At 63.7% G+C, this 17,291-nt stretch carries 19 protein-coding genes and 1 pseudogene; 12 read left to right on the top strand and 8 right to left on the bottom strand.

What is annotated here, in order from left to right; genetic code table 11:
• Positions 1-75 precede the first annotated feature (75 nt).
• From FJ979_RS18910 to FJ979_RS18890, 5 genes and pseudogenes are all read right to left on the bottom strand, one after another.
• A complete protein-coding gene (locus FJ979_RS18910; protein WP_140582781.1) occupies positions 76-699 on the bottom strand; it encodes a hypothetical protein in 624 nt (207 codons plus the stop codon).
• A gap of 95 nt (positions 700-794) precedes the next feature.
• Positions 795-1,376, bottom strand: coding sequence for a TetR/AcrR family transcriptional regulator (locus tag FJ979_RS18905; protein WP_140559083.1), 582 nt, complete (start codon positions 1,374-1,376; stop codon positions 795-797).
• Positions 1,377-1,536: 160 nt separating this feature from the next.
• Positions 1,537-2,601 carry an ACR3 family arsenite efflux transporter gene (gene arsB / locus FJ979_RS18900; protein ID WP_181168539.1) on the bottom strand — a complete coding sequence of 355 codons (1,065 nt, stop codon included), beginning with the start codon at positions 2,599-2,601 and terminating at the stop codon, positions 1,537-1,539.
• A 65-nt stretch (positions 2,602-2,666) separates the two neighbouring features.
• Positions 2,667-2,744 (bottom strand): annotated as a pseudogene (locus FJ979_RS33125) (arsenate reductase ArsC); the annotation flags it as partial.
• Positions 2,745-2,758: 14 nt separating this feature from the next.
• Positions 2,759-3,091, bottom strand: a complete 333-nt coding sequence (locus tag FJ979_RS18890; RefSeq protein ID WP_140524254.1) for a metalloregulator ArsR/SmtB family transcription factor — start codon at positions 3,089-3,091, stop codon at positions 2,759-2,761.
• Positions 3,092-3,378: 287 nt separating this feature from the next.
• Here FJ979_RS18890 and FJ979_RS18885 point away from each other — a divergent pair, with 287 nt between their 5' ends.
• Together FJ979_RS18885 and FJ979_RS18880 are read left to right on the top strand one after the other, a co-directional pair.
• Positions 3,379-4,356, top strand: a complete 978-nt coding sequence (locus tag FJ979_RS18885) for an alpha/beta hydrolase (RefSeq protein ID WP_140582778.1) — start codon at positions 3,379-3,381, stop codon at positions 4,354-4,356.
• 27 nt (positions 4,357-4,383) lie between these two features.
• A complete protein-coding gene (locus tag FJ979_RS18880; RefSeq protein ID WP_140514275.1) occupies positions 4,384-4,815 on the top strand; it encodes a nuclear transport factor 2 family protein in 432 nt (143 codons plus the stop codon).
• A gap of 61 nt (positions 4,816-4,876) precedes the next feature.
• Here FJ979_RS18880 and FJ979_RS18875 read toward each other — a convergent pair whose 3' ends face one another.
• On the bottom strand, positions 4,877-5,770 hold the full coding sequence (locus FJ979_RS18875; RefSeq protein WP_140524258.1) for a LysR family transcriptional regulator: 894 nt from the start codon (positions 5,768-5,770) through the stop codon (positions 4,877-4,879).
• Positions 5,771-5,937: 167 nt separating this feature from the next.
• On the opposite strand from FJ979_RS18875, the gene FJ979_RS18870 reads away from it, so the two are divergent.
• The 5 genes from FJ979_RS18870 (at position 5,938) to FJ979_RS18850 (ending at position 9,932) form a co-directional block, all read left to right on the top strand.
• A complete protein-coding gene (locus FJ979_RS18870) occupies positions 5,938-7,128 on the top strand; it encodes an MFS transporter (RefSeq protein ID WP_140582776.1) in 1,191 nt (396 codons plus the stop codon).
• A gap of 113 nt (positions 7,129-7,241) precedes the next feature.
• The gene (locus FJ979_RS18865; RefSeq protein ID WP_318013179.1) at positions 7,242-7,592 is read left to right on the top strand and encodes a cyclophilin-like fold protein; all 351 of its coding nucleotides are present in this window, start codon (positions 7,242-7,244) and stop codon (positions 7,590-7,592) included.
• A 16-nt stretch (positions 7,593-7,608) separates the two neighbouring features.
• Positions 7,609-8,625: a zinc-dependent alcohol dehydrogenase family protein gene (locus FJ979_RS18860; protein ID WP_140582774.1), complete on the top strand. Its 1,017-nt coding sequence runs from the start codon at positions 7,609-7,611 to the stop codon at positions 8,623-8,625.
• A gap of 56 nt (positions 8,626-8,681) precedes the next feature.
• Entirely contained in the window at positions 8,682-9,128 is a 447-nt protein-coding gene (locus tag FJ979_RS18855; RefSeq protein WP_140554655.1) for a cupin domain-containing protein, read from the top strand.
• 63 nt (positions 9,129-9,191) lie between these two features.
• A complete protein-coding gene (locus FJ979_RS18850) occupies positions 9,192-9,932 on the top strand; it encodes a carboxymuconolactone decarboxylase family protein (RefSeq protein WP_347439604.1) in 741 nt (246 codons plus the stop codon).
• Positions 9,933-10,078: 146 nt separating this feature from the next.
• On the opposite strand, the gene FJ979_RS18845 is transcribed toward FJ979_RS18850, so the two are convergent.
• Positions 10,079-10,636: a TMEM175 family protein gene (locus FJ979_RS18845; RefSeq protein WP_246675692.1), complete on the bottom strand. Its 558-nt coding sequence runs from the start codon at positions 10,634-10,636 to the stop codon at positions 10,079-10,081.
• 141 nt (positions 10,637-10,777) lie between these two features.
• Positions 10,778-11,479: a GntR family transcriptional regulator gene (locus FJ979_RS18840; protein WP_181168535.1), complete on the bottom strand. Its 702-nt coding sequence runs from the start codon at positions 11,477-11,479 to the stop codon at positions 10,778-10,780.
• Between the two features lie 218 nt (positions 11,480-11,697).
• Between FJ979_RS18840 and FJ979_RS18835 the strand changes: the two genes are divergently transcribed.
• From FJ979_RS18835 to ggt, 5 genes are all read left to right on the top strand, one after another.
• Positions 11,698-12,738 carry an ABC transporter substrate-binding protein gene (locus tag FJ979_RS18835; RefSeq protein WP_140582765.1) on the top strand — a complete coding sequence of 347 codons (1,041 nt, stop codon included), beginning with the start codon at positions 11,698-11,700 and terminating at the stop codon, positions 12,736-12,738.
• Between the two features lie 69 nt (positions 12,739-12,807).
• Complete coding sequence (locus FJ979_RS18830; protein ID WP_140582762.1) at positions 12,808-13,890, top strand: ABC transporter ATP-binding protein; 1,083 nt, start codon at positions 12,808-12,810, stop codon at positions 13,888-13,890.
• Positions 13,890-14,816, top strand: coding sequence for an ABC transporter permease (locus FJ979_RS18825; RefSeq protein WP_140582759.1), 927 nt, complete (start codon positions 13,890-13,892; stop codon positions 14,814-14,816). Before FJ979_RS18830 ends, FJ979_RS18825 begins: the two co-directional genes overlap by 1 nt.
• Positions 14,813-15,613 (top strand): ABC transporter permease, encoded by an 801-nt coding sequence (locus FJ979_RS18820; RefSeq protein ID WP_140559092.1) that lies wholly within the window; start codon positions 14,813-14,815, stop codon positions 15,611-15,613. The genes FJ979_RS18825 and FJ979_RS18820 overlap by 4 nt, the downstream gene beginning before the upstream one ends.
• Before the next feature lie 48 nt (positions 15,614-15,661).
• Positions 15,662-17,248, top strand: a complete 1,587-nt coding sequence (gene ggt / locus FJ979_RS18815) for a gamma-glutamyltransferase (RefSeq protein ID WP_140563703.1) — start codon at positions 15,662-15,664, stop codon at positions 17,246-17,248.
• The last annotated feature ends 43 nt before the right edge of the window (positions 17,249-17,291 follow it).

Raw genomic sequence — 17,291 nt, 5'->3', positions numbered from 1 at the left:
CCGCGCCGAACCGCTCAGCGTATCTTTCGCCAGCGCCGTGATGGCCGACAGCCTGCGAACGAGCGGCGACCTGGCTCACATGGGTGGGACCACGCCATTTTTGCCAACGACGACCTGATGACCGATCGTTTCGCTTGCGGCCTTCTCGCCTGCTATGAAGACGACGGCACCCGGGACCAGATCATCCTGAGTTGCCGGAGCGAGGGTCACGACGGGGGTGCCATCCGGGATCGCGATCTTCTTTTCCTTGCCTTGGTAGGACACGGTCACGGTGCGCCCGTCGACGTCCTTGACGGCATCGGCGACTGTTGCGTTGGTCATGCTGCTGTCAGGCCTCAGATCCCACCCGTAGTTTCCCTCACCTGCGCCTTTCAGCGCGGGCGGGAAGATCAGGACTTCCAGCGCGCCGTCACCGCCCTTGTCCTTCGGCAGCGAGGCAATTCCGACGAAGTCGCCTGGCTTGATATCGGCCACCTTCGCAGCAGCGACGGCGGATATCTTCCAGCCATCAGCCAGGACAACGTCAACAGTCTCGCCTTCCCGCGTGGTGACCTTCAGCGTCGAAGCGCTGAAGGTCACCACGCTGCCCCTGATGTGGATCTGCTCGGCCTCCCGGCTTTGAGCCTGAGCGGGCGCCGTGATGGCGAAGGTCGCCGGGATACCGATGACCAAGAGAGCCGAGAGGAGTTTGTGAAACATGGGGAATTCCTTACCTACTAGTTGGTAGTTTACTGCGGCGCATTTGTGGATGCTCTTGTCGGGGCGACCCGTCGCTTAGCCGCCCGGCACTGATATCATTCGGGCTTCAGCCTCCGCAGGGTCGGGTCGAGAATTGTAGCGAAGACGCCAGGCTTTCCGTATGCCCGAGCCGATAGCATCGCGCCATGAACGGTGGCCATGAGCGCCTCTGCCTCCACCCGCGCCGGACCAGAGATTTTCAGGGAGCCTTGCTGTTCGCCGCGTTCGATGACCGACGTCAGCCACGCCGAGAGAAACTGAAAATACGCCCGTACCTCCGAGACGACCTCGTTCGGAAGCGCTGGAAGTTCGCTTGCCAGCAGCGCACATACGCAGAACGGGATGCTTGCATCCTCGATGCATCTGGCCCAATAACCCGCGTAGGCCTGAACGAGTTCGAGCGGTTCAGGCACGCTGCGCTCGAGATCGGCCATGCCGGCTTCGGCGTTCTCGCGGTAACGCGACACAAGCGTACGCACCAGATCGACCTTGCTGGGGAAGTGGTGGTGGATGCTCGCCTTGCGTATGCCGACCACGGCCGCGATGTCTGCGTAGCTGAATCCATTATAACCGCCGGCGATGATCAGCTTTTGTGCGGAGGCCAAAATCTCGTCAGATGTCGTTGAAAAGTTGCTCATGCACCCTGTCTACCTTCTAGTAGGCAGACTGTCAAGCGGACGGATACCCGCGCAATTAACGGGAGTGCGTCGCGCGGCCATCCCGAGCTTTTCCTGCAAAGCAGTCCACCAGCAGGCTGCCCGGCCGGCTGAGGATCAACGGCTATTTCGCATTTTTCGATCAGGGTCGAGCATTAATGTTTTCGGCAACACGGGACACTGCCCGGCCGCCCTCGTACCAGTCTTTGGAGCGGTTCACGATCCAGACCACGGTGAGCATGACCGGCACTTCGATCAGCACGCCGACGACGGTGGCGAGCGCCGCCCCCGACTGAAAGCCGAACAGGCTGATGGCGGCGGCGACCGCCAGTTCGAAGAAATTCGAAGCGCCGATCAGGGCCGAGGGGCCGGCGACGCAATGCTGTTCGCCCGAGACACGGTTGAGTAGGTAAGCGAGCCCTGAATTGAAATAGACCTGGATCAGGATCGGCACGGCCAGCAGCGCGATGATCAGCGGCTGCGCCAGGATCTGCACGCCCTGAAATCCGAACAGCAGCACGAGCGTGGCAAGCAGGGCTATGAGCGAGAGCGGCTGAAGCCGCTCGAGAAATCGCTTCAAGGCGGCTTCGCGGCCCGCGGCGAGCAGCCGCCGACGCAGGAATTGGGCGCCGATGACCGGCACGACGATGTAGAGCGCGACGGAGAGGACGAGGGTATTCCAGGGTACGGTGATGGCCGAGAGGCCGAGCAGCAAGCCGACGATCGGCGCGAAGGCGAAGATCATGATGGTGTCGTTAAGCGCGACCTGGCTCAGCGTGAAATGCGGTTCGCCTTTCGTTAGGTTCGACCACACGAAGACCATCGCCGTGCAGGGCGCGGCCGCCAAGATGATAAGGCCGGCGATATAGCTGTCGATCTGGTCGGCCGGCAGATAAGGCCGAAAGAGATACCCTATGAACAGCCAGCCGAGCGCCGCCATCGAGAACGGCTTCACCGCCCAATTGACGAACAGTGTCACACCGATTCCGCGCCAATGCTCCTTCACGTGGCCGAGCGCGGCGAAGTCGATCTTGACCAGCATCGGCACGATCATCAGCCAGATCAGTGCCGCGACCGGCAGGTTGACCTTGGCAATCTCGGCCTCGCCGACGGCGTGGAAGACGCCTGGCATGAGATGGCCGAGAGCGATGCCGGCGACGATGCACAGCGCCACCCACACGGTCAGGTATTTCTCGACGAAACCAATGCCGCCGCCCGCGCTCAAAGCGTGATCGTTCATGATACTTTCCTTGCTCAGCCGGCTTTCGGAAGGTTGAGTATCGCCTCGGCGATGATCGACCTTGCCGAATTGCCCGTGCAGAGGAAAAGAACGTTGCATGGCTCGCTCATGGCGGATGCCTCTTCTAACACTTGCAGGTGACCGCCTGGATCACGGGCCGACAGAGTTCTGGCGCGCCATTGCAGCAGTCTTCCATGAGGTAGGCGAGCAGATCGCGGAATCCCGTCATGTCGGCAACATAGCGGATTGTGCGACCATCGCGCTCGGCGCGGACGAGGCCGGCATGGTCAAGAACCTTGAGGTGCGCCGACATCGTGTTCTGCACGATGTCGAGGCGGGAAGCGATCTCGCCGGCGGGGGTCCCCCCGGCGCCCGCCTGGACAAGCAGGCGAAAGACCTCGAGCCTTGTATCCTGGCCGAGTGCCGCCAAAGCGAGGAGAGCTGATTTTTTATCCACGTATCCATAAATCCAGAACTAAGGCTTCGTAGTGCCGACATATGACAGCCGGGTGACAATAGGCAAGCGCGCTCATCGCGTTTGAAGCTGGGGCAGAAGTTCGGGAACCGCAAAGCGGGCGCCGACCAAATCTCGGATATTCATTGCCGCGATCACTCCTGAGACTGGCGACAAAAGATGCGTGACCTTCGGGACAGGCATTCGGTTCGCTCAACCCACTCGTTGCGGCGTCCGCCGCCAGCCGTTAAACTTAAACAGAGACTGACACACGAGCGTGAGAAGCAGCCGTGAGCGAGCCGACGCAGCGAGTGGTCGAGACCAACGGCATCCGCCTCAACGTCGCGGAGCAGGGCGATGGCCCTTTGGTGCTCTTGTGCCACGGCTTTCCCGAATCCTGGTATTCCTGGCGCCATCAATTGAGTGCGCTCGCGGCGGCGGGCTTTCACGCCGTCGCCCCCGACATGCGGGGCTATGGCAAGAGCGATCGGCCGGAGGCGGTCGAACAGTATACGCTCTTCCATCTGGTCGGCGACATGGTGGGCCTTCTCGACGCCCTCGAAGCGCCGACCGCCATCATCGCCGGCCACGACTGGGGCGCCGTCGTCGCCTGGCACGCGGCGCTGATGCGCCCGGATCGGTTTCAAGCCGTCATCGGTCTCAGCGTGCCGTTCCGGCCGCGGGCCAAGGTGCGCCCAACCAGCGTGATGCCGCGAACGACGGACTCCCAATTCTACCAGCTCTATTTCCAGCAACCCGGCATTGCAGAAGCCGAGCTGGAGCGGGACCCCCGGACCACGGTGCGGGCCATGCTTTACGCCGCATCGGGGGATGCCTCGGGCACGAGCGGGGGTGGAATCGGCATGGTTCCACATGATGGAGGTTTCCTGCAAGCCGTCGAGGCACCGCCGGGCCTACCGCCCTGGCTCAGCCAAGGCGACCTCGATTTCTACGCCGGCGAGTTCCAGCGCACCGGTTTCGCGGGAGGTCTCAACTGGTACCGCAACATCGACCGGAACTGGGAGCTGATGGCGCCCTTTGCGGGCGCGCGGATCAAGGTTCCCGCCCTCTATATAGCGGGCGACCGCGATCTGGTTGTCGCCTTCCCCGGAATGGATCAGCTGCTGGCCAATCTCGGAAATTTCGTCCCGCAACTCCGCGACAAGTTGATGCTGCCCGGCTGCGGGCACTGGACCCAGCAGGAACGCCCGGACGAGGTCAACGCCGCGATGATCCATTTCCTCCGGAGCTTGCCGGAACGGCGCTGATCCGAGGACACGACCGGAGCGGAAATCATGGAGATGAGCGTAAAGAGATTTTTTGAACGCTATCAGCGGTTTTTCAAGGAGTCGCTTGGCGGCGGCATGGATATGGATGAGGCCGCGTCGCTCTACACGTCGGAGTTCATAGCCGCCTCGCCTGCCGGCGTCGTGACCGGAAAGAACGACGATCAACTCAAGCAAGTCATGGCTCAGGGCTATGCTCACTACCGGGCAATCGGAACGAAAGAGATGCGGATACGCGACATCGGCATCTCGCCGATCGACGAGCATCATTGCGTTGCCCATGTTGCGTGGACCGCGACCTATGCCCGCGAGGGCCAAGCGGACGTCGGGATAGATTTCGACGTTCACTACCTTGTCCGGAAACTCGACGGGGAGCCGAAGATATTCGGATGGGTGGCGGGCGATGAGCAGGCGCTGTTAAGGAAGCACGGCATCATCTGAGGTCCGCCGCTCCCATTCCCGGTTGTGCTCAGCCCCCTCCTCGGCTTCTGTGTGGTGGCCATCATTGGCTGTGTTTTCGAAGCGCGTCGACAATGACCTTGAAGGCCGGCGAGTTCTGGCGACTGCTTGGATAGTATAGGTAATAGCCGGCGAATTTCGGCGCCCAATCGTCGAGCACGAGTTGCAGCCGGCCGGCGGCAACATGCGCCGTGACCAGATCCTCGGGCACATAGGCAAGCCCGTAGCCGGCAATGGCGGCGTCGACCATCGGCAGGGTCGAGTTGAACACGAGTTGGCCATCGACGCGCACACGCAGAGCCTGGCGGGCCTTCTGGAATTCCCAGGCATAGAGGCCACCGGCGCTGGTCATGCGCAGGTTGATGCAATTGTGGCCGATCAGGTCTTGCGGCGCCTTCGGCACGCCACGTCCGGCGATGTAGGCCGGCGAGCCTACGGCAACAAGTCGCCAGTCCGGCCCGATGCGCACGGCGATCATGTCCTTCTCCACGCTTTCGCCAAGCCGCACGCCAGCATCGAAACCATCCTCGACAATGTTGCGCAATCCGTTGTCCCGGCTGAATTCGAGCTTGATGTCGGGATAGTCGGCAAGGACAGGCCGCAGTTTCGGCCAGACCAGCTGCTCGAGCGCATGATCGGAGACGGTGATGCGCACGGTCCCCGAGGGTTTGTCGCGATAGGCCGTCAGCGCCGCGATGTCGGTTTCGATATCGACGATGCGCGGTGCCAGGGATTGACGCAACCGCTCCCCCGCCTCGGTCGTCGAGACACTGCGCGTCGTTCGCGCCAGCAGCCGCAGGCCCAGGCGCGTTTCGAGCCGCTTGATGGTGTGGCTGAGGGTCGATTGAGTAATACCGATCTTGGCGGCGGCCTTGGTGAAACTGCGCTCCTCGGCCACCATCAGGAACCACAGAAGATCGTTGAAGTTTTCGCGCATGGCCTTCTGCCCCGCTGAATACGGCCCGACGTTATTTATGGCCTGCATCGATAAGTTCAAGCGACTTTCAGCCGCTAATCATTCCAATAGTCCGGCGCTATCTCCTGTCGCGAACAGGCCGCCGATGCGTTTTCCGGCGGCCGGCTTTTTGTGCGTGGTGACGGCTGATGGAAACGACTTACGACGACAGGCTGGTGAAGCCTCGGGCAGCATGGGGTGCGGTGTTCTCGATGACGCTTTGCGTCGCCGTCCTCATCGCTTCCGAGTTCATGCCGGTCAGCTTGCTGACGCCGATCGCCGACGGGCTCGGCATCACCGAAGGCCGGGCGGGACAGGCGATCTCGGTCTCCGGCATCTTCGCGGTCGTCACCAGCCTGTTCATCGCCGGCCTGACGCGGCATATCGACCGCAAGCTGGTGCTGACGTCGTTCTCGCTGCTGCTCGCCGTGTCCGGCTTGGTGGTGACCTTTGCGCCCAACTATGCCGTGCTGATGATCGGCCGCGTCTTGCTCGGCATTGCCATCGGCGGTTTCTGGTCGATGTCCACCGCGATCGTGATGCGCCTCGTGCCGGAGGACTCCGTGTCCGAGGGCTTGGCGATGATCAACGCCGGCAACGCCATCGCGGCAACCATATCGGCGCCGCTCGGAAGCCTGCTCGGCGATTATGTCGGCTGGCGCGGCGCGTTCTTCCTCGTGGTGCCGCTGGCCCTCTTTGCCCTTGTCTGGCAAAGCCTCAGCCTGCCTGCGCTGCCGCCACGCGGCCGCAAGGCGTCGGGCAATGTCCTCCGGCTACTGCTGCGCCGTCAGGTCGCGCTCGGCATGGCCTCGATCCTGTTGCTCTTCATGGGCCAGTTCGCGCTCTTCACCTATCTCAGGCCTTTCCTGGAAACCGTGACCGGTGTCGGCGTTTCGGCGCTCTCGGCGATCCTGCTCGTGATGGGACTTGCAGGCGTCGCCGGCACCTGGACCATAGGCCGGCTGCTCAAGACGCGGCTCTACAGCATCGTCATCATCATTCCGCTGGCCATGGCGCTGTTGGCGGTCGCATTGATCATGCTTGGATCGATGCCGGTAGCCGTCACCGCGCTGCTCGTCGGCTGGGGCTTTTTCGGAACTGCGGCGCCGGTCGGCTGGGGCACCTGGCTGAGCCGCGCGCTGCGCGACGATGCCGAAGCCGGCGGCGGCTTGCAGGTCGCCGTCATCCAGTTCGCCATCACGCTCGGCGCGGCGGGCGGCGGCCTGCTGCTGGACACGCTCGGCTGGCGAAGCCCCTTCGCACTCGGTGCGGTGCTGCTTGTGGGATCCGCGCTGGCCGCGGCGGCAGCCGCCCATGATCATGGCAAGGGCGCGCCATGACACGCAGCCACATGACGCGCCGCACCGCGGTTGCCGCCGCACTGGCAGCCGCGTTCGCGCCCTCCGCCGCACCAAGCCAAGCCCGCGGAACGGACGGACAGGAGAAACCGTTGATGAGGATTGCTATTGAAGTGGACGCAATGCGCCTGACGGCATCCCTGTTCGACAATCCGAGCGCGCAGGATTTCGCCGCGATGCTGCCGCTCGACCTGACACTGGAAGACTACGCATCCGTCGAGAAGATCGGCTACCTGCCGCGCAAATTGCGGATCGAGGGCAGCGGCCCGTTCGACAATGAGGCCATCGGCGACATCGCCTACTACGCGCCCTGGGGCAATCTCATCTTCTTTTATGGCCCCTACCGGTATTCGCGCGGCCTGATCCGGCTCGGCCGGCTCGACAGCGGTATCGCACCGCTGCTGCGCGGCGGACGCTTCAACATACGCATAGAACGCCTGACATAGGCTCAAGGAGAAAACCATGCTCGGAACAGTTCTTTACGGTGCCGGCGACATCCGCTGCGAGGAAGTGGCGGAGCCCGAAATCCTTCATCCCACCGACGCCATCCTCAAGCTCTCGGCCACCTGCATCTGCGGCTCCGACCTGTGGCCCTATCGCGGGCTCCAGCCGCTGAACGAACCGATGCATATGGGCCACGAATATTGCGGCGTGGTGGTGGAATTGGGCAGCGCGGTGAGAACGGTGAAGCCCGGCCAGTTCGTCGTCGGCTCGTTCTGCACCTCCGACAACACCTGCCCGCATTGCCGCTTCGGCTTCCCCTCGTCCTGCGAGCAGCGCGAGTTCATGAGCCGGGCGCAGGCGCCGATGCTGCGCGTGCCGCTTGCCGACGGCACGCTGGTCGCCACCCCCGGCATGCCCGAGGACGACCTGATCCCGGGCCTGCTGGCGGCATCGGATGTGCTTGGCACCGGCTGGTATGCCGCCGACGCCGCGCGCGTCGAGCCCGGCGCGACCGCGGTCGTCGTGGGTGACGGCGCGGTCGGGCTGATGGGCGTGCTCGCGGCCAAGCAGATGGGCGCTGAGCGCATCATCGCCATGAGCCGCCACAAGACGCGCCAGGATCTCGCGCTCGAATTCGGCGCCACCGATATCATTTCGGAGCGCGGCGATGACGGCGTGGCGCGGATCAAGGATCTGACCCGCGGCGTCGGCGCGGAATCCGTGCTGGAATGCGTCGGTACGCAGGAATCCATGATGCAGGCGATCAACTGCGCCCGCCCCGGCGGCTCGATCGGCTTCGTCGGCGTGCCGCATGGCGTCCAGCTCGACGGCCAGGGCCTCTTCTTCGCCCAGAAGAGCCTGCTCGGCGGCCCCGCGCCTGTGCGCCGTTTTCTTCCGCATCTGATGGATCTGGTGCTGGAGCGCAAGATCAATCCCGGCAGGGTCTTCGACCTGACCCTGCCACTGGCCGATGTCGCCGAGGGCTATCGCGCCATGGATGAGAGGCGGGCGATCAAGACGCTGCTTCGTCTGTAAGCGCCGCACTGCGTTCAGCCCACAAATGCAGGGGAGCAAATCTTAAGGAGACCAAAATGAAGAAAATCCTGACAGCAGCGGCGGGAATCATGCCCGTGCAAGCGCAGGGCATCGAAATCCGGACAAACGGCAGCACGCCGGCGATGATCGGAGCGGCAGAAAACTTTACCGGGCAAGCGGTCATCACTGCGCTGTTTCCCGCCACCGAGATAACGCGCGCAAGCACAGGGCTGGTGAATTTTGCTCCCGGAGCGCGCACCGTCTGGCACACCCATCCTGCCGGTCAGTTGCTGATCGTCACATCAGGCCAAGGCTGGATTCGCGAAGACGGCAAGGAGGCCCGCGTCATCAATCCAGGCGACGTCGTCTGGATTCCCGCCGGGGTCAAGCACTGGCATGGCGCAACCGCCACCAGCCCGATGGCCCATATCGCGTTGAGCTACATGCATGACGGCAAGAATGTCGACTGGCTGGAGCCTGTCTCCGACGAGCAATACCGCTGACCGTACGCAGGAACGAAAGGCATCATCATGAAACCTTCAACCATTCTCGCACTCGCTTTGTCGATGGGGGCTGCCGACGCTGCGGCGCAGACGGGGTCGCAGACCGGCAGCCTGCCTCCAGAGGATTTGCAGGCCGTCTCGCCCGCCCTTGCGCGCTATGCGACGGACAAGCTTGCCAATGACGTTTGGAAGCGCCCCGGCCTGTCGACGCGCGATCGCAGCATCGTCACCATCGCGGCGGTGGTCACCCGCAACCAGGGCATACTCCTGCCGGAGCAGTTGAGCCTCGCCCTCGACAGTGGCGTGAAGCCGGCCGAGATCTCGGAGATGATCACGCATCTTGCCTTCTATGCCGGGTGGGGCAACGCGATGGCAGCCACGGCGATCGCCAAAGCGGTGTTCGAGGCACGCGGCATCGGGCCGGACCAGCTCCCCAAGGCTGTCGTCGATTTGCTGCCGCTCGACGAAAAGGCGGAGGCCGATCGTGCCGCACGGGTCGAGCAAGGCACGGGACCGGCGTCGCCGGGCCTGGTGCGCGACACGACGGAAGTGCTGTTTCGCGACTTGTGGCTGCGTCCCGACCTCGCGCCGCGCGACCGCAGCCTGGTGACGGTCAGCGCACTGGTCGCCGCCGGGCAGGTGGAGCAGATTCCCTACCATCTCAACAGGGCCATGGATAATGGACTGACGCGCGCCGAGGCCTCGGAGGTGATCAGTCATCTCGCCTATTACGCGGGATGGCCAAACGCTTTCTCGGCAGCCCCGGTCGCACGCTCCGTATTCGAGAAGCGCTCCGCCGACTGACCGTTTTCGGCCGTGACGGCTTCTCCGTTCGAGCAGCGCGAAGTAGCAATGCGGCGAGCATCTGGAGAACTGCCCAGGGCAAATTCAGTGCGGTCTGGCGGATCGAGGCCGAAAGCCGACGCGGGCGGTATGACCTGACATTGCGCTCAGCCGGCGCGCGATCCCGGCGCTTCCGGCCGGAGATAGACCGTCAGGCAGCAGCAACAGATCGCCAGTCCGGCGATCGGGTATTTCAGGGCGACGACCGCCGCCAAGCCGAAAAGGCACAGCGTCACGATCGAGCGGATGCGCATGACCTTGCGCACCTTGAGCGGAACGGTGTCGGCCGGCATCGGGTCGATGAGTTCCCGGATCAGGAGAATGTAGGTCAGGTTCACCAGGAAGAAGACGACCGCGTAGAACGCCACCGGCTGCGGGGCCAGCTCGCTGACCGCCATCCACGCGGTTGCCAGCGGCAGCAGCGACACCGAGAACAGGTGCGCGAAATTGTACCACATCAGGCTGGTCGTCGCCGCCGTGGCATGGCGCAGGAGATGATGGTGGTTCGCCCAGACGATGGCGATGAAGAGATAGCTCACGCCGTAGCTCAGCCATGTCGGCCACAAGGCCAGCAACGCAGTGAAGGTCGGCACCTCCGGTGGGCGCAGGTCAAGCACGAGCACGGTGATAAGGACGGCGAACACGCCATCCGAAAATGCGCTCAATCGCTCAAGCCCTGTTGAGGGAAGCACCTGGAGTGTCCTTGTCGAGGTTCGTCCGGCCTATGGTAGCATCGCCACCCGCAATATCCATGGCTGCCCAGTTGAGATCGCTAACGCGTTGCTTCGCGCCAAGTCCAACCCCGCTCACGACGCCTTGGCCAGAAAGCTCTGGTAATCCGATTTGGCCTGGAGCAGGCGCAGCACGTTCTCGCGCGAGCCGCGCACATGGGCGCGCGCCAGGGCGCCGGCGCGCTTGGCGTCGCCGGCGCAGATCGCCTCAACAATCTCGGCATGCTCGTCGCGGGCGATCTTCCATTCGTCGAGCCACAGCAGTTCCGTCCAGACATAGTGCTGGCACTTGTCGAGGATGCCGCACAGCATGCCGTGCAGCATGGCATTGCCGCTGATTTCGGCGATGACGCGGTGCAGGTCGATGCCGACTTCAAGCTCCTGGAATTTTTCCCTTGTGGTTCGATCCGCAATGGCGGCCAGCCTCTCGCATTCGGCCAGCATGACGCGCAGCCGCGCCTTGTCTTTCTCGGTGGCCGCAGCCGCCGCCAGTTCGGTGGCGTGGCCGTCGAGCAGTTCGCGGATGTCGAAGGCCTCGCGGAACATGTTTATGTCGAACTCGGTGACGGCGTAGCCCTGCCGCGGCCGGCCGGTGACCAACCCGTCGCGCTCGAGGCGGTTGAAGGCCTCGCGCACGGGCGTGCGGCTGACATTCAGCTTTGCCGCAATGTCGCTCTCGGTGACGCGCGCGCCCGGCGGGATCTGGCCGGTCACGATCATTGCCTTGAGCGCGGAATAGACCGAGTCGCGCAGCGTGTTTTTTGTTTCCTTGGCCAAGTTCCGTATCCAGTCTCCGGTCCGTGCCGAAAATCGATGTGTTTCGCGCGTAGCTGTATTCAAAATCGGCGCGTTTTGCCATTCCCCGGCCCCGGGTCGGTGGCCCCAAGGCCCCGCCGAGCGGTGTTGACTTCGCTGATCCCCGAGCTACACTCAAAATTGTATACAAAATCGCATGCGAAATCAAAAACAATGGGAACACCGGTTGGAGAACCGAAATGAACAGCACGAAAAGGATTAGCGTCGTTGCCATAGCGGGCCTCATGGCAGCGGTCACGGCGCCCGCCGTGGCAGGCGACGCCATCACCGTCGCCTCATGGGGCGGCACCTATCAGGAGGCGCAGGCCAAGGCCTTCTTCAAGCCGACCGCCGATGCGCTCGGCATCACCATCAAGGAAGACACCACCAACGGCCTCGACGACGTGCGCCTGCAGGTGACAGGCAACGCGGTGAAGTGGGACATCACCGAGCTCGGCGCCGACGAATGCGCGCGCGGCTCGAAGGAAGGGCTTTTCGAAAAGCTCGACTACAACCTCATCGACAAGAGCGGCATCGATCCCAAGCTCGTGCATGACGACTGGGTCGGCATCTCCTACACCTCCGTGGTACTCGTCTACCGGACCGACGTGTTCGGTGACAAAGGCCCCAAGACCTGGGCCGATTTCTGGAATGTGGAGAAGTTTCCCGGACGGCGCGCACTGAGCAGCAGTCAGGCGACGGAGACGCTTAGCGTTGCAGCCCTCGCCGACGGCATTCCGATCGACAAGGTCTATCCTGTCGACATCGACGGCGCGCTGAAATCGGTCGACAAGATCCGTGGCCATGTCGATGCCTGGTGGACTTCCGGCGCGCAGGCCATGCAACTGGTGAAGGACGGCGAGGTCGACATGGCAAGCATCTGGAACGGCCGCGCCGGCACCTTGAAGAAGGAAGGCGCGCCGGTCAGCTTCTCCTTCGACCAGGGCGTACTCACCGCCGACTGCATGGTCATTCCCAAGGGCGCCAAGAACAAGGAGGTCGCGATGAAGGCGCTGGCGATGTTCGTCAGTCCGCAATTACAGGCCAATCTGCCGCTTTATGTCGACAACGGACCGGTCAACGAGAAGGCGTTCGAGACCGGGAAGATCCCGCCGGAGCGGATCAAGGACATCAACTCGTCGCCTGAGAACGTCAAGAAGCAGGTGCTGCAGGACGCCGAGTTCTGGCGCGACAACCTCGTCGAGGCGACGGAGAAGTTCAACAATCTGATCCAGCAATAGACCGGAAACCCTGACATTGCGGGGCCGCCTGGCCCTGCTTCTTGGAGTCCTGCCCAGGAGAAAACAATCTTGTCCATTGCGCCATCCGCGCTGCCGATCGGCATGCGCGCGATAGAGAAACGTTTTGGCTCCGTATCGGTGCTGCGCGACCTCAATCTCGACGTCGCGGCCGGCGAATTCCTGACGTTGCTCGGCCCTTCCGGCTCCGGAAAGACGACGCTGCTGATGATCCTGGCGGGATTCGTCAGGGCCAATGCCGGCTCAATCAAGGTCGGCGACGAGGAGATCATCACCACGCCGCCGCACAGGCGCAATATCGGCATGGTGTTCCAGAACTATGCCCTGTTCCCGCATATGAACGTCTTCCACAACATCGCCTTTCCGCTGAAGCAGCGCCGCGTTCCGGCCGCCGAGACGGTGGAACGCCTCGAGAAAGCGCTGGAGCTGGTGAAGTTGCAGGGCCTCGGCGAACGGCGCGTCGACCAGCTCTCCGGTGGCCAGCGCCAGCGCGTGGCGCTGGCGCGCGCCATCGTGTTCGAGCCGCGCATCGTGCTGATGGACGAGCCGCTGTCGGCGTTGGACAAGGGCTTGCGCGAGCACATGCAGATCGAACTGCGCGCCCTGCATCGGCGGCTTGGCATGACGACTGTCTATGTCACGCACGACCAGCGCGAGGCGATCACCATGTCGGATCGTATCGCCGTCATGAATGCCGGGCGCATCGAGCAGCTCGACAAGCCCGAAATTCTCTACGCCGCGCCGCGCACCCGGTTCGTCGCCGGCTTCATCGGGGAATCGAATTTCATTCCCGTCGAATGCCGCAGCGGTTCGGTCTGGTACGAGGACAGGCAAATCCACACCGCGGCGCCGGCGCCGGCATCGGGCCAGCAGCTGATGGTGGTGCGGCCGGAAAAGCTGCGGCTGCTGTCAAATGCAGAGCCGGCCAAGGGCGTCAACGTGCTCAGCGCGACGCTCAGTGACGTGATTTATCAGGGCGACAGCTTCGTCTGCTACGCCGTGCTGCGCGACGGCAGGCAGCTGACATTGCGCGACTATTGCCGCAGCGACGTGCTGGCCAGGTTGCCGGCCTCCGGGCAGCCGATCGCGCTTGGCCTCGATGCGCAGGATACGATCCTGGTGGCGGCGGACTGATGAGCGTGCAAACCGCCACGATGGACGAGGCAATTGGCGCCATGACCCAGGACCTGAACGCGCATGCGTTGCGCGCCGATGCGCGGCGCGAGCAGTTTCGGCTGTTGGCGCTGCTGTCGCCAAGCCTGTTCCTCGTCTTTGCCATCATCATCGTGCCGATCGGCTGGCTGTTCTGGCTGTCGCTGTTCGACGAGGCCGGCGTCTTGAGCGCGGCCAACTATGCGCGCTTTTTCGAGCAGACCTCCTACATCAAGACCTTCCTCACCACCTTCAAGGTCGCCTTCATCGTCACCGCCGCTTGCGTGCTGCTGGGCTATCCCTTGGCTTATATGCTGTCGCAATTGCCGCGCCGGGCGGCGTCGATCTGCCTGATCTTCGTCATCCTGCCGTTCTGGACATCGGTGCTGGTGCGCACCTATGCCTGGCTGGTGATCCTGCAGCGCAACGGGCTGATCAACAGCTGGCTGATCGACCTCGGAGTCATCAGCCAGCCGCTGCCGCTGGCCAACAATTTTTCCGGCGTCGTCATCGGCATGACGCATATATTGCTGCCGTTCCTGGTGCTGCCGCTCTACGCCTCGATGAAGACCATCGACACCGACTGCCTGCGCGCCGGGATGAACCTGGGCGCCGGCCCCGTCGCCACCTTCCGGCAGATCTTCTTTCCGCTGTCGCTGCCCGGCCTCGCCTCGGGCGTGGTCATCGTCTTCGTGCTGTGCCTCGGTTTTTTCGTCACGCCGGCGCTGATGGGCGGCGGCAAGGTTGTCATGTGGGCGATGCGCATGGAACAGACCACCAGTCTCTATTCCAACTGGGGCGCCGGCGCGGCGCTCGGCGTCGTGCTGCTCGCGGTCACGCTGGCGCTGCTCGGCCTGTTCCAGTGGCTGCTCGGCGCGCGCGCCACAGGTGTGTGGAGTTCGCGATGAGTGGAGATGTCGGCCTGCCGATCTCGCACCGGCAACGTCTGTGGCTCTATGCGCTGGGCGGCCTCGTGCTGCTGTTCCTGATCGCGCCGTCGGTCATCATCGTCATCATGTCGTTTTCGGATTCGACGCTGCTGCAGTTTCCGCCCCAGCAATGGTCGCTGCGCTGGTACCAGACCTACTTCCAGTCGCCGGAGTGGCGCGACGCGACGGTCGTCTCGGTCAAGGTGGCCGTTATGACAGCGCTGGTGGCGACGCCGCTCGGCACGGCCGCCGCCTACGCCATCAATCGCGGCACGCTGCGCTTCAACGGCAGCATCAACGCACTGATGACGGCATCGCTGATCGTACCTGTGATCCTGATCGGCATCGGCACTTTCTTCCTCTACGCGCGCATCGGGCTGAACAACACGCTGACCGGCCTGGTCATCGCGCATACGGTGCAGGCGCTGCCGCTGGTGGTGCTGACGGTGCTTTCGGGCCTGCGCTCCTACGACATGAACCAGGAGCGCGTGGCGCGCAGCCTGGGCGCCGGACGCGTAGCCGCCTTCTGGCAAGTTACCATGCCGCAGATCCGCTTCTCGATCGTCTCGGGCGCGCTGTTTGCCTTCATCACCTCCTTCGACGAAGTGGTGGTTTCGCTGTTCATCTCGGGCGGCGAGACGACGACCTTGACGCGCCGCATGTTCAACGCCCTGCGCGACCAGATAGACCCGACGATCGCTGCCATCTCGACCTGCCTGATCGTGCTGTCGGTCGTGCTCTTGTCGGTGGCGCAGATCTTCGGCAGACGGCATTGATTTCACCGGACCAATTGGCTTCAAGTGACCAGGAGATATTCGGACAGAATGCGTGATTTCCAGTTTCCCGGCCGCTCGCCGGTCCGTGCCACCGAAGCGATCGCCGCGACCTCGCATCCGCTTTCGACGCTTGCAGCCATCGACATGCTGCGCGCCGGCGGCAATGCCATGGACGCCGCTGTCTGCGCCGCCGCCGTGCAGGGCGTGGTCGAGCCGCAATCGACCGGCATAGGCGGCGACTGCTTTGTCCTCTATTGCCCCGCGGGGCAGGGACACGTGCTGGCTTTCAATGGCTCCGGCCGGGCGCCCGCCAAGGCGACCGTGGACTGGTATCGCGACAAAGGCTTCAGCGAACTTCCCAAACAGGGACCGCATGCCGTGACCGTGCCCGGCGCGATCGACGCCTGGTGCAGGCTGCTGGAAGACCATGGCAGCAAGGACCTTGCAGAGGTGTTGGCGCCGGCGATCAACTATGCCGAGAACGGCTATGTCGTGCATGACCGCGTCGCCTTCGACTGGGCCGAACCGGAGACCGACCTGTCGGCCGACGAGCACGCCGCGCGCATTTTCCTGCCGGGCGGCGAGGCGCCCAGGGCCGGCGACGTGCACCGGCAGCCGGAGCTTGCCGCCACCTTACGCATCATTGCCAGGCATGGCCGCGCCGGGTTCTATGAAGGCACCGTGGCCGACGACATTGTGAGCCGGCTCAGGGCGTTGGGCGGACTGCATTCGCTTGAGGATTTCGCTTCGACCAAGGGCGATTATGTAGCGCCGGTCAGCGTCTCCTATGGCGGCCACGAGATCCACCAGATGCCGCCGAACAATCAGGGGCTGACGGCGCTCGTGATGCTGAATGTGCTGTCGGGGCTCAGGCTCGGCGAGCTCGACCCCGGCGGCGCCGAGCGCCTGCACTTGGAGATCGAAGCGGGGCGGTTGGCCTACCGCGACCGCGACCGTTTCCTCGGCGACCAGGACCATGTGCCGGTGCCGGTAAAAGAGCTTCTGTCGGCCGCCTATGCCGAGCGGCTGCGCGCCGAGATCGACCGCCAGCGTGCCATGACGCACCTGCCGGATGTGCAGCTGCCCGGCAGCGACACGGTCTACATCTCCATCGTCGACCGCGACCGCAACGCGGTCTCCTTCATCAACTCGACCTATTATTCCTTCGGCAGCGGCGTCGTCGGCCCGAAGACCGGCGTGGTGCTGCAGAACCGCGGCTCGAGCTTCCGCCTCGACCCGGCGCATCCGAACGCCATCGCGCCCGGCAAGCGGCCGATGCACACGATCATGCCCGGCATGGCGACGCGAAACGGCCGCGTGGTGATGCCGTTCGGCGTCATGGGCGGCGGCTACCAGCCGTTCGGTCACGTCCATCTTTTGACCAACATGCTCGACTTCGGCATGGATCCGCAGCAGGCGCTCGATGCGCCGCGAGTGTTCTACAATGACGGCATGGTGGAGGCCGAGCGCGGTGTTCCCGCTGATGCGATCGAAGGCCTGCGCCGCCGCGGCCATGCCATCACCCAGCCGCACCATCCGCTCGGCGGCGGCCAGGCGGTGTTGATCGACTGGGAAAAGGGAACGCTGACCGGGGCGTCGGATCCACGCAAGGACGGAATGGCGCTTGGGTATTGATGGGATCGGGACAGCCGTCGCGGCCCGGATTTGGCTGCAGTTG

Origin of the sequence: Mesorhizobium sp. B1-1-6 (assembly GCF_006443035.1) — a bacterium.
GTDB lineage: Bacteria > Pseudomonadota > Alphaproteobacteria > Rhizobiales > Rhizobiaceae > Mesorhizobium.
This window is presented reverse-complemented; position numbering and strand designations above follow the sequence as displayed.

Bases quoted from the DNA above. Each gene is read 5' to 3' on its own strand.
- FJ979_RS18870 (WP_140582776.1), top strand. From the start codon at position 5,938: ATGGAAACGACTTACGACGACAGGCTGGTGAAGCCTCGGGCAGCATGG.
- FJ979_RS18820 (WP_140559092.1), top strand. From the start codon at position 14,813: ATGAGTGGAGATGTCGGCCTGCCGATCTCGCACCGGCAACGTCTGTGG.
- FJ979_RS18850 (WP_347439604.1), top strand. From the start codon at position 9,192: ATGGGGGCTGCCGACGCTGCGGCGCAGACGGGGTCGCAGACCGGCAGC.
- FJ979_RS18825 (WP_140582759.1), top strand. From the start codon at position 13,890: ATGAGCGTGCAAACCGCCACGATGGACGAGGCAATTGGCGCCATGACC.
- FJ979_RS18905 (WP_140559083.1), bottom strand. From the start codon at position 1,376: ATGAGCAACTTTTCAACGACATCTGACGAGATTTTGGCCTCCGCACAA.
- FJ979_RS18910 (WP_140582781.1), bottom strand. From the start codon at position 699: ATGTTTCACAAACTCCTCTCGGCTCTCTTGGTCATCGGTATCCCGGCG.
- ggt (WP_140563703.1), top strand. From the start codon at position 15,662: ATGCGTGATTTCCAGTTTCCCGGCCGCTCGCCGGTCCGTGCCACCGAA.
- FJ979_RS18865 (WP_318013179.1), top strand. From the start codon at position 7,242: ATGAGGATTGCTATTGAAGTGGACGCAATGCGCCTGACGGCATCCCTG.
- FJ979_RS18875 (WP_140524258.1), bottom strand. From the start codon at position 5,770: ATGCGCGAAAACTTCAACGATCTTCTGTGGTTCCTGATGGTGGCCGAG.
- FJ979_RS18855 (WP_140554655.1), top strand. From the start codon at position 8,682: ATGAAGAAAATCCTGACAGCAGCGGCGGGAATCATGCCCGTGCAAGCG.
- FJ979_RS18880 (WP_140514275.1), top strand. From the start codon at position 4,384: ATGGAGATGAGCGTAAAGAGATTTTTTGAACGCTATCAGCGGTTTTTC.
- FJ979_RS18860 (WP_140582774.1), top strand. From the start codon at position 7,609: ATGCTCGGAACAGTTCTTTACGGTGCCGGCGACATCCGCTGCGAGGAA.
- FJ979_RS18835 (WP_140582765.1), top strand. From the start codon at position 11,698: ATGAACAGCACGAAAAGGATTAGCGTCGTTGCCATAGCGGGCCTCATG.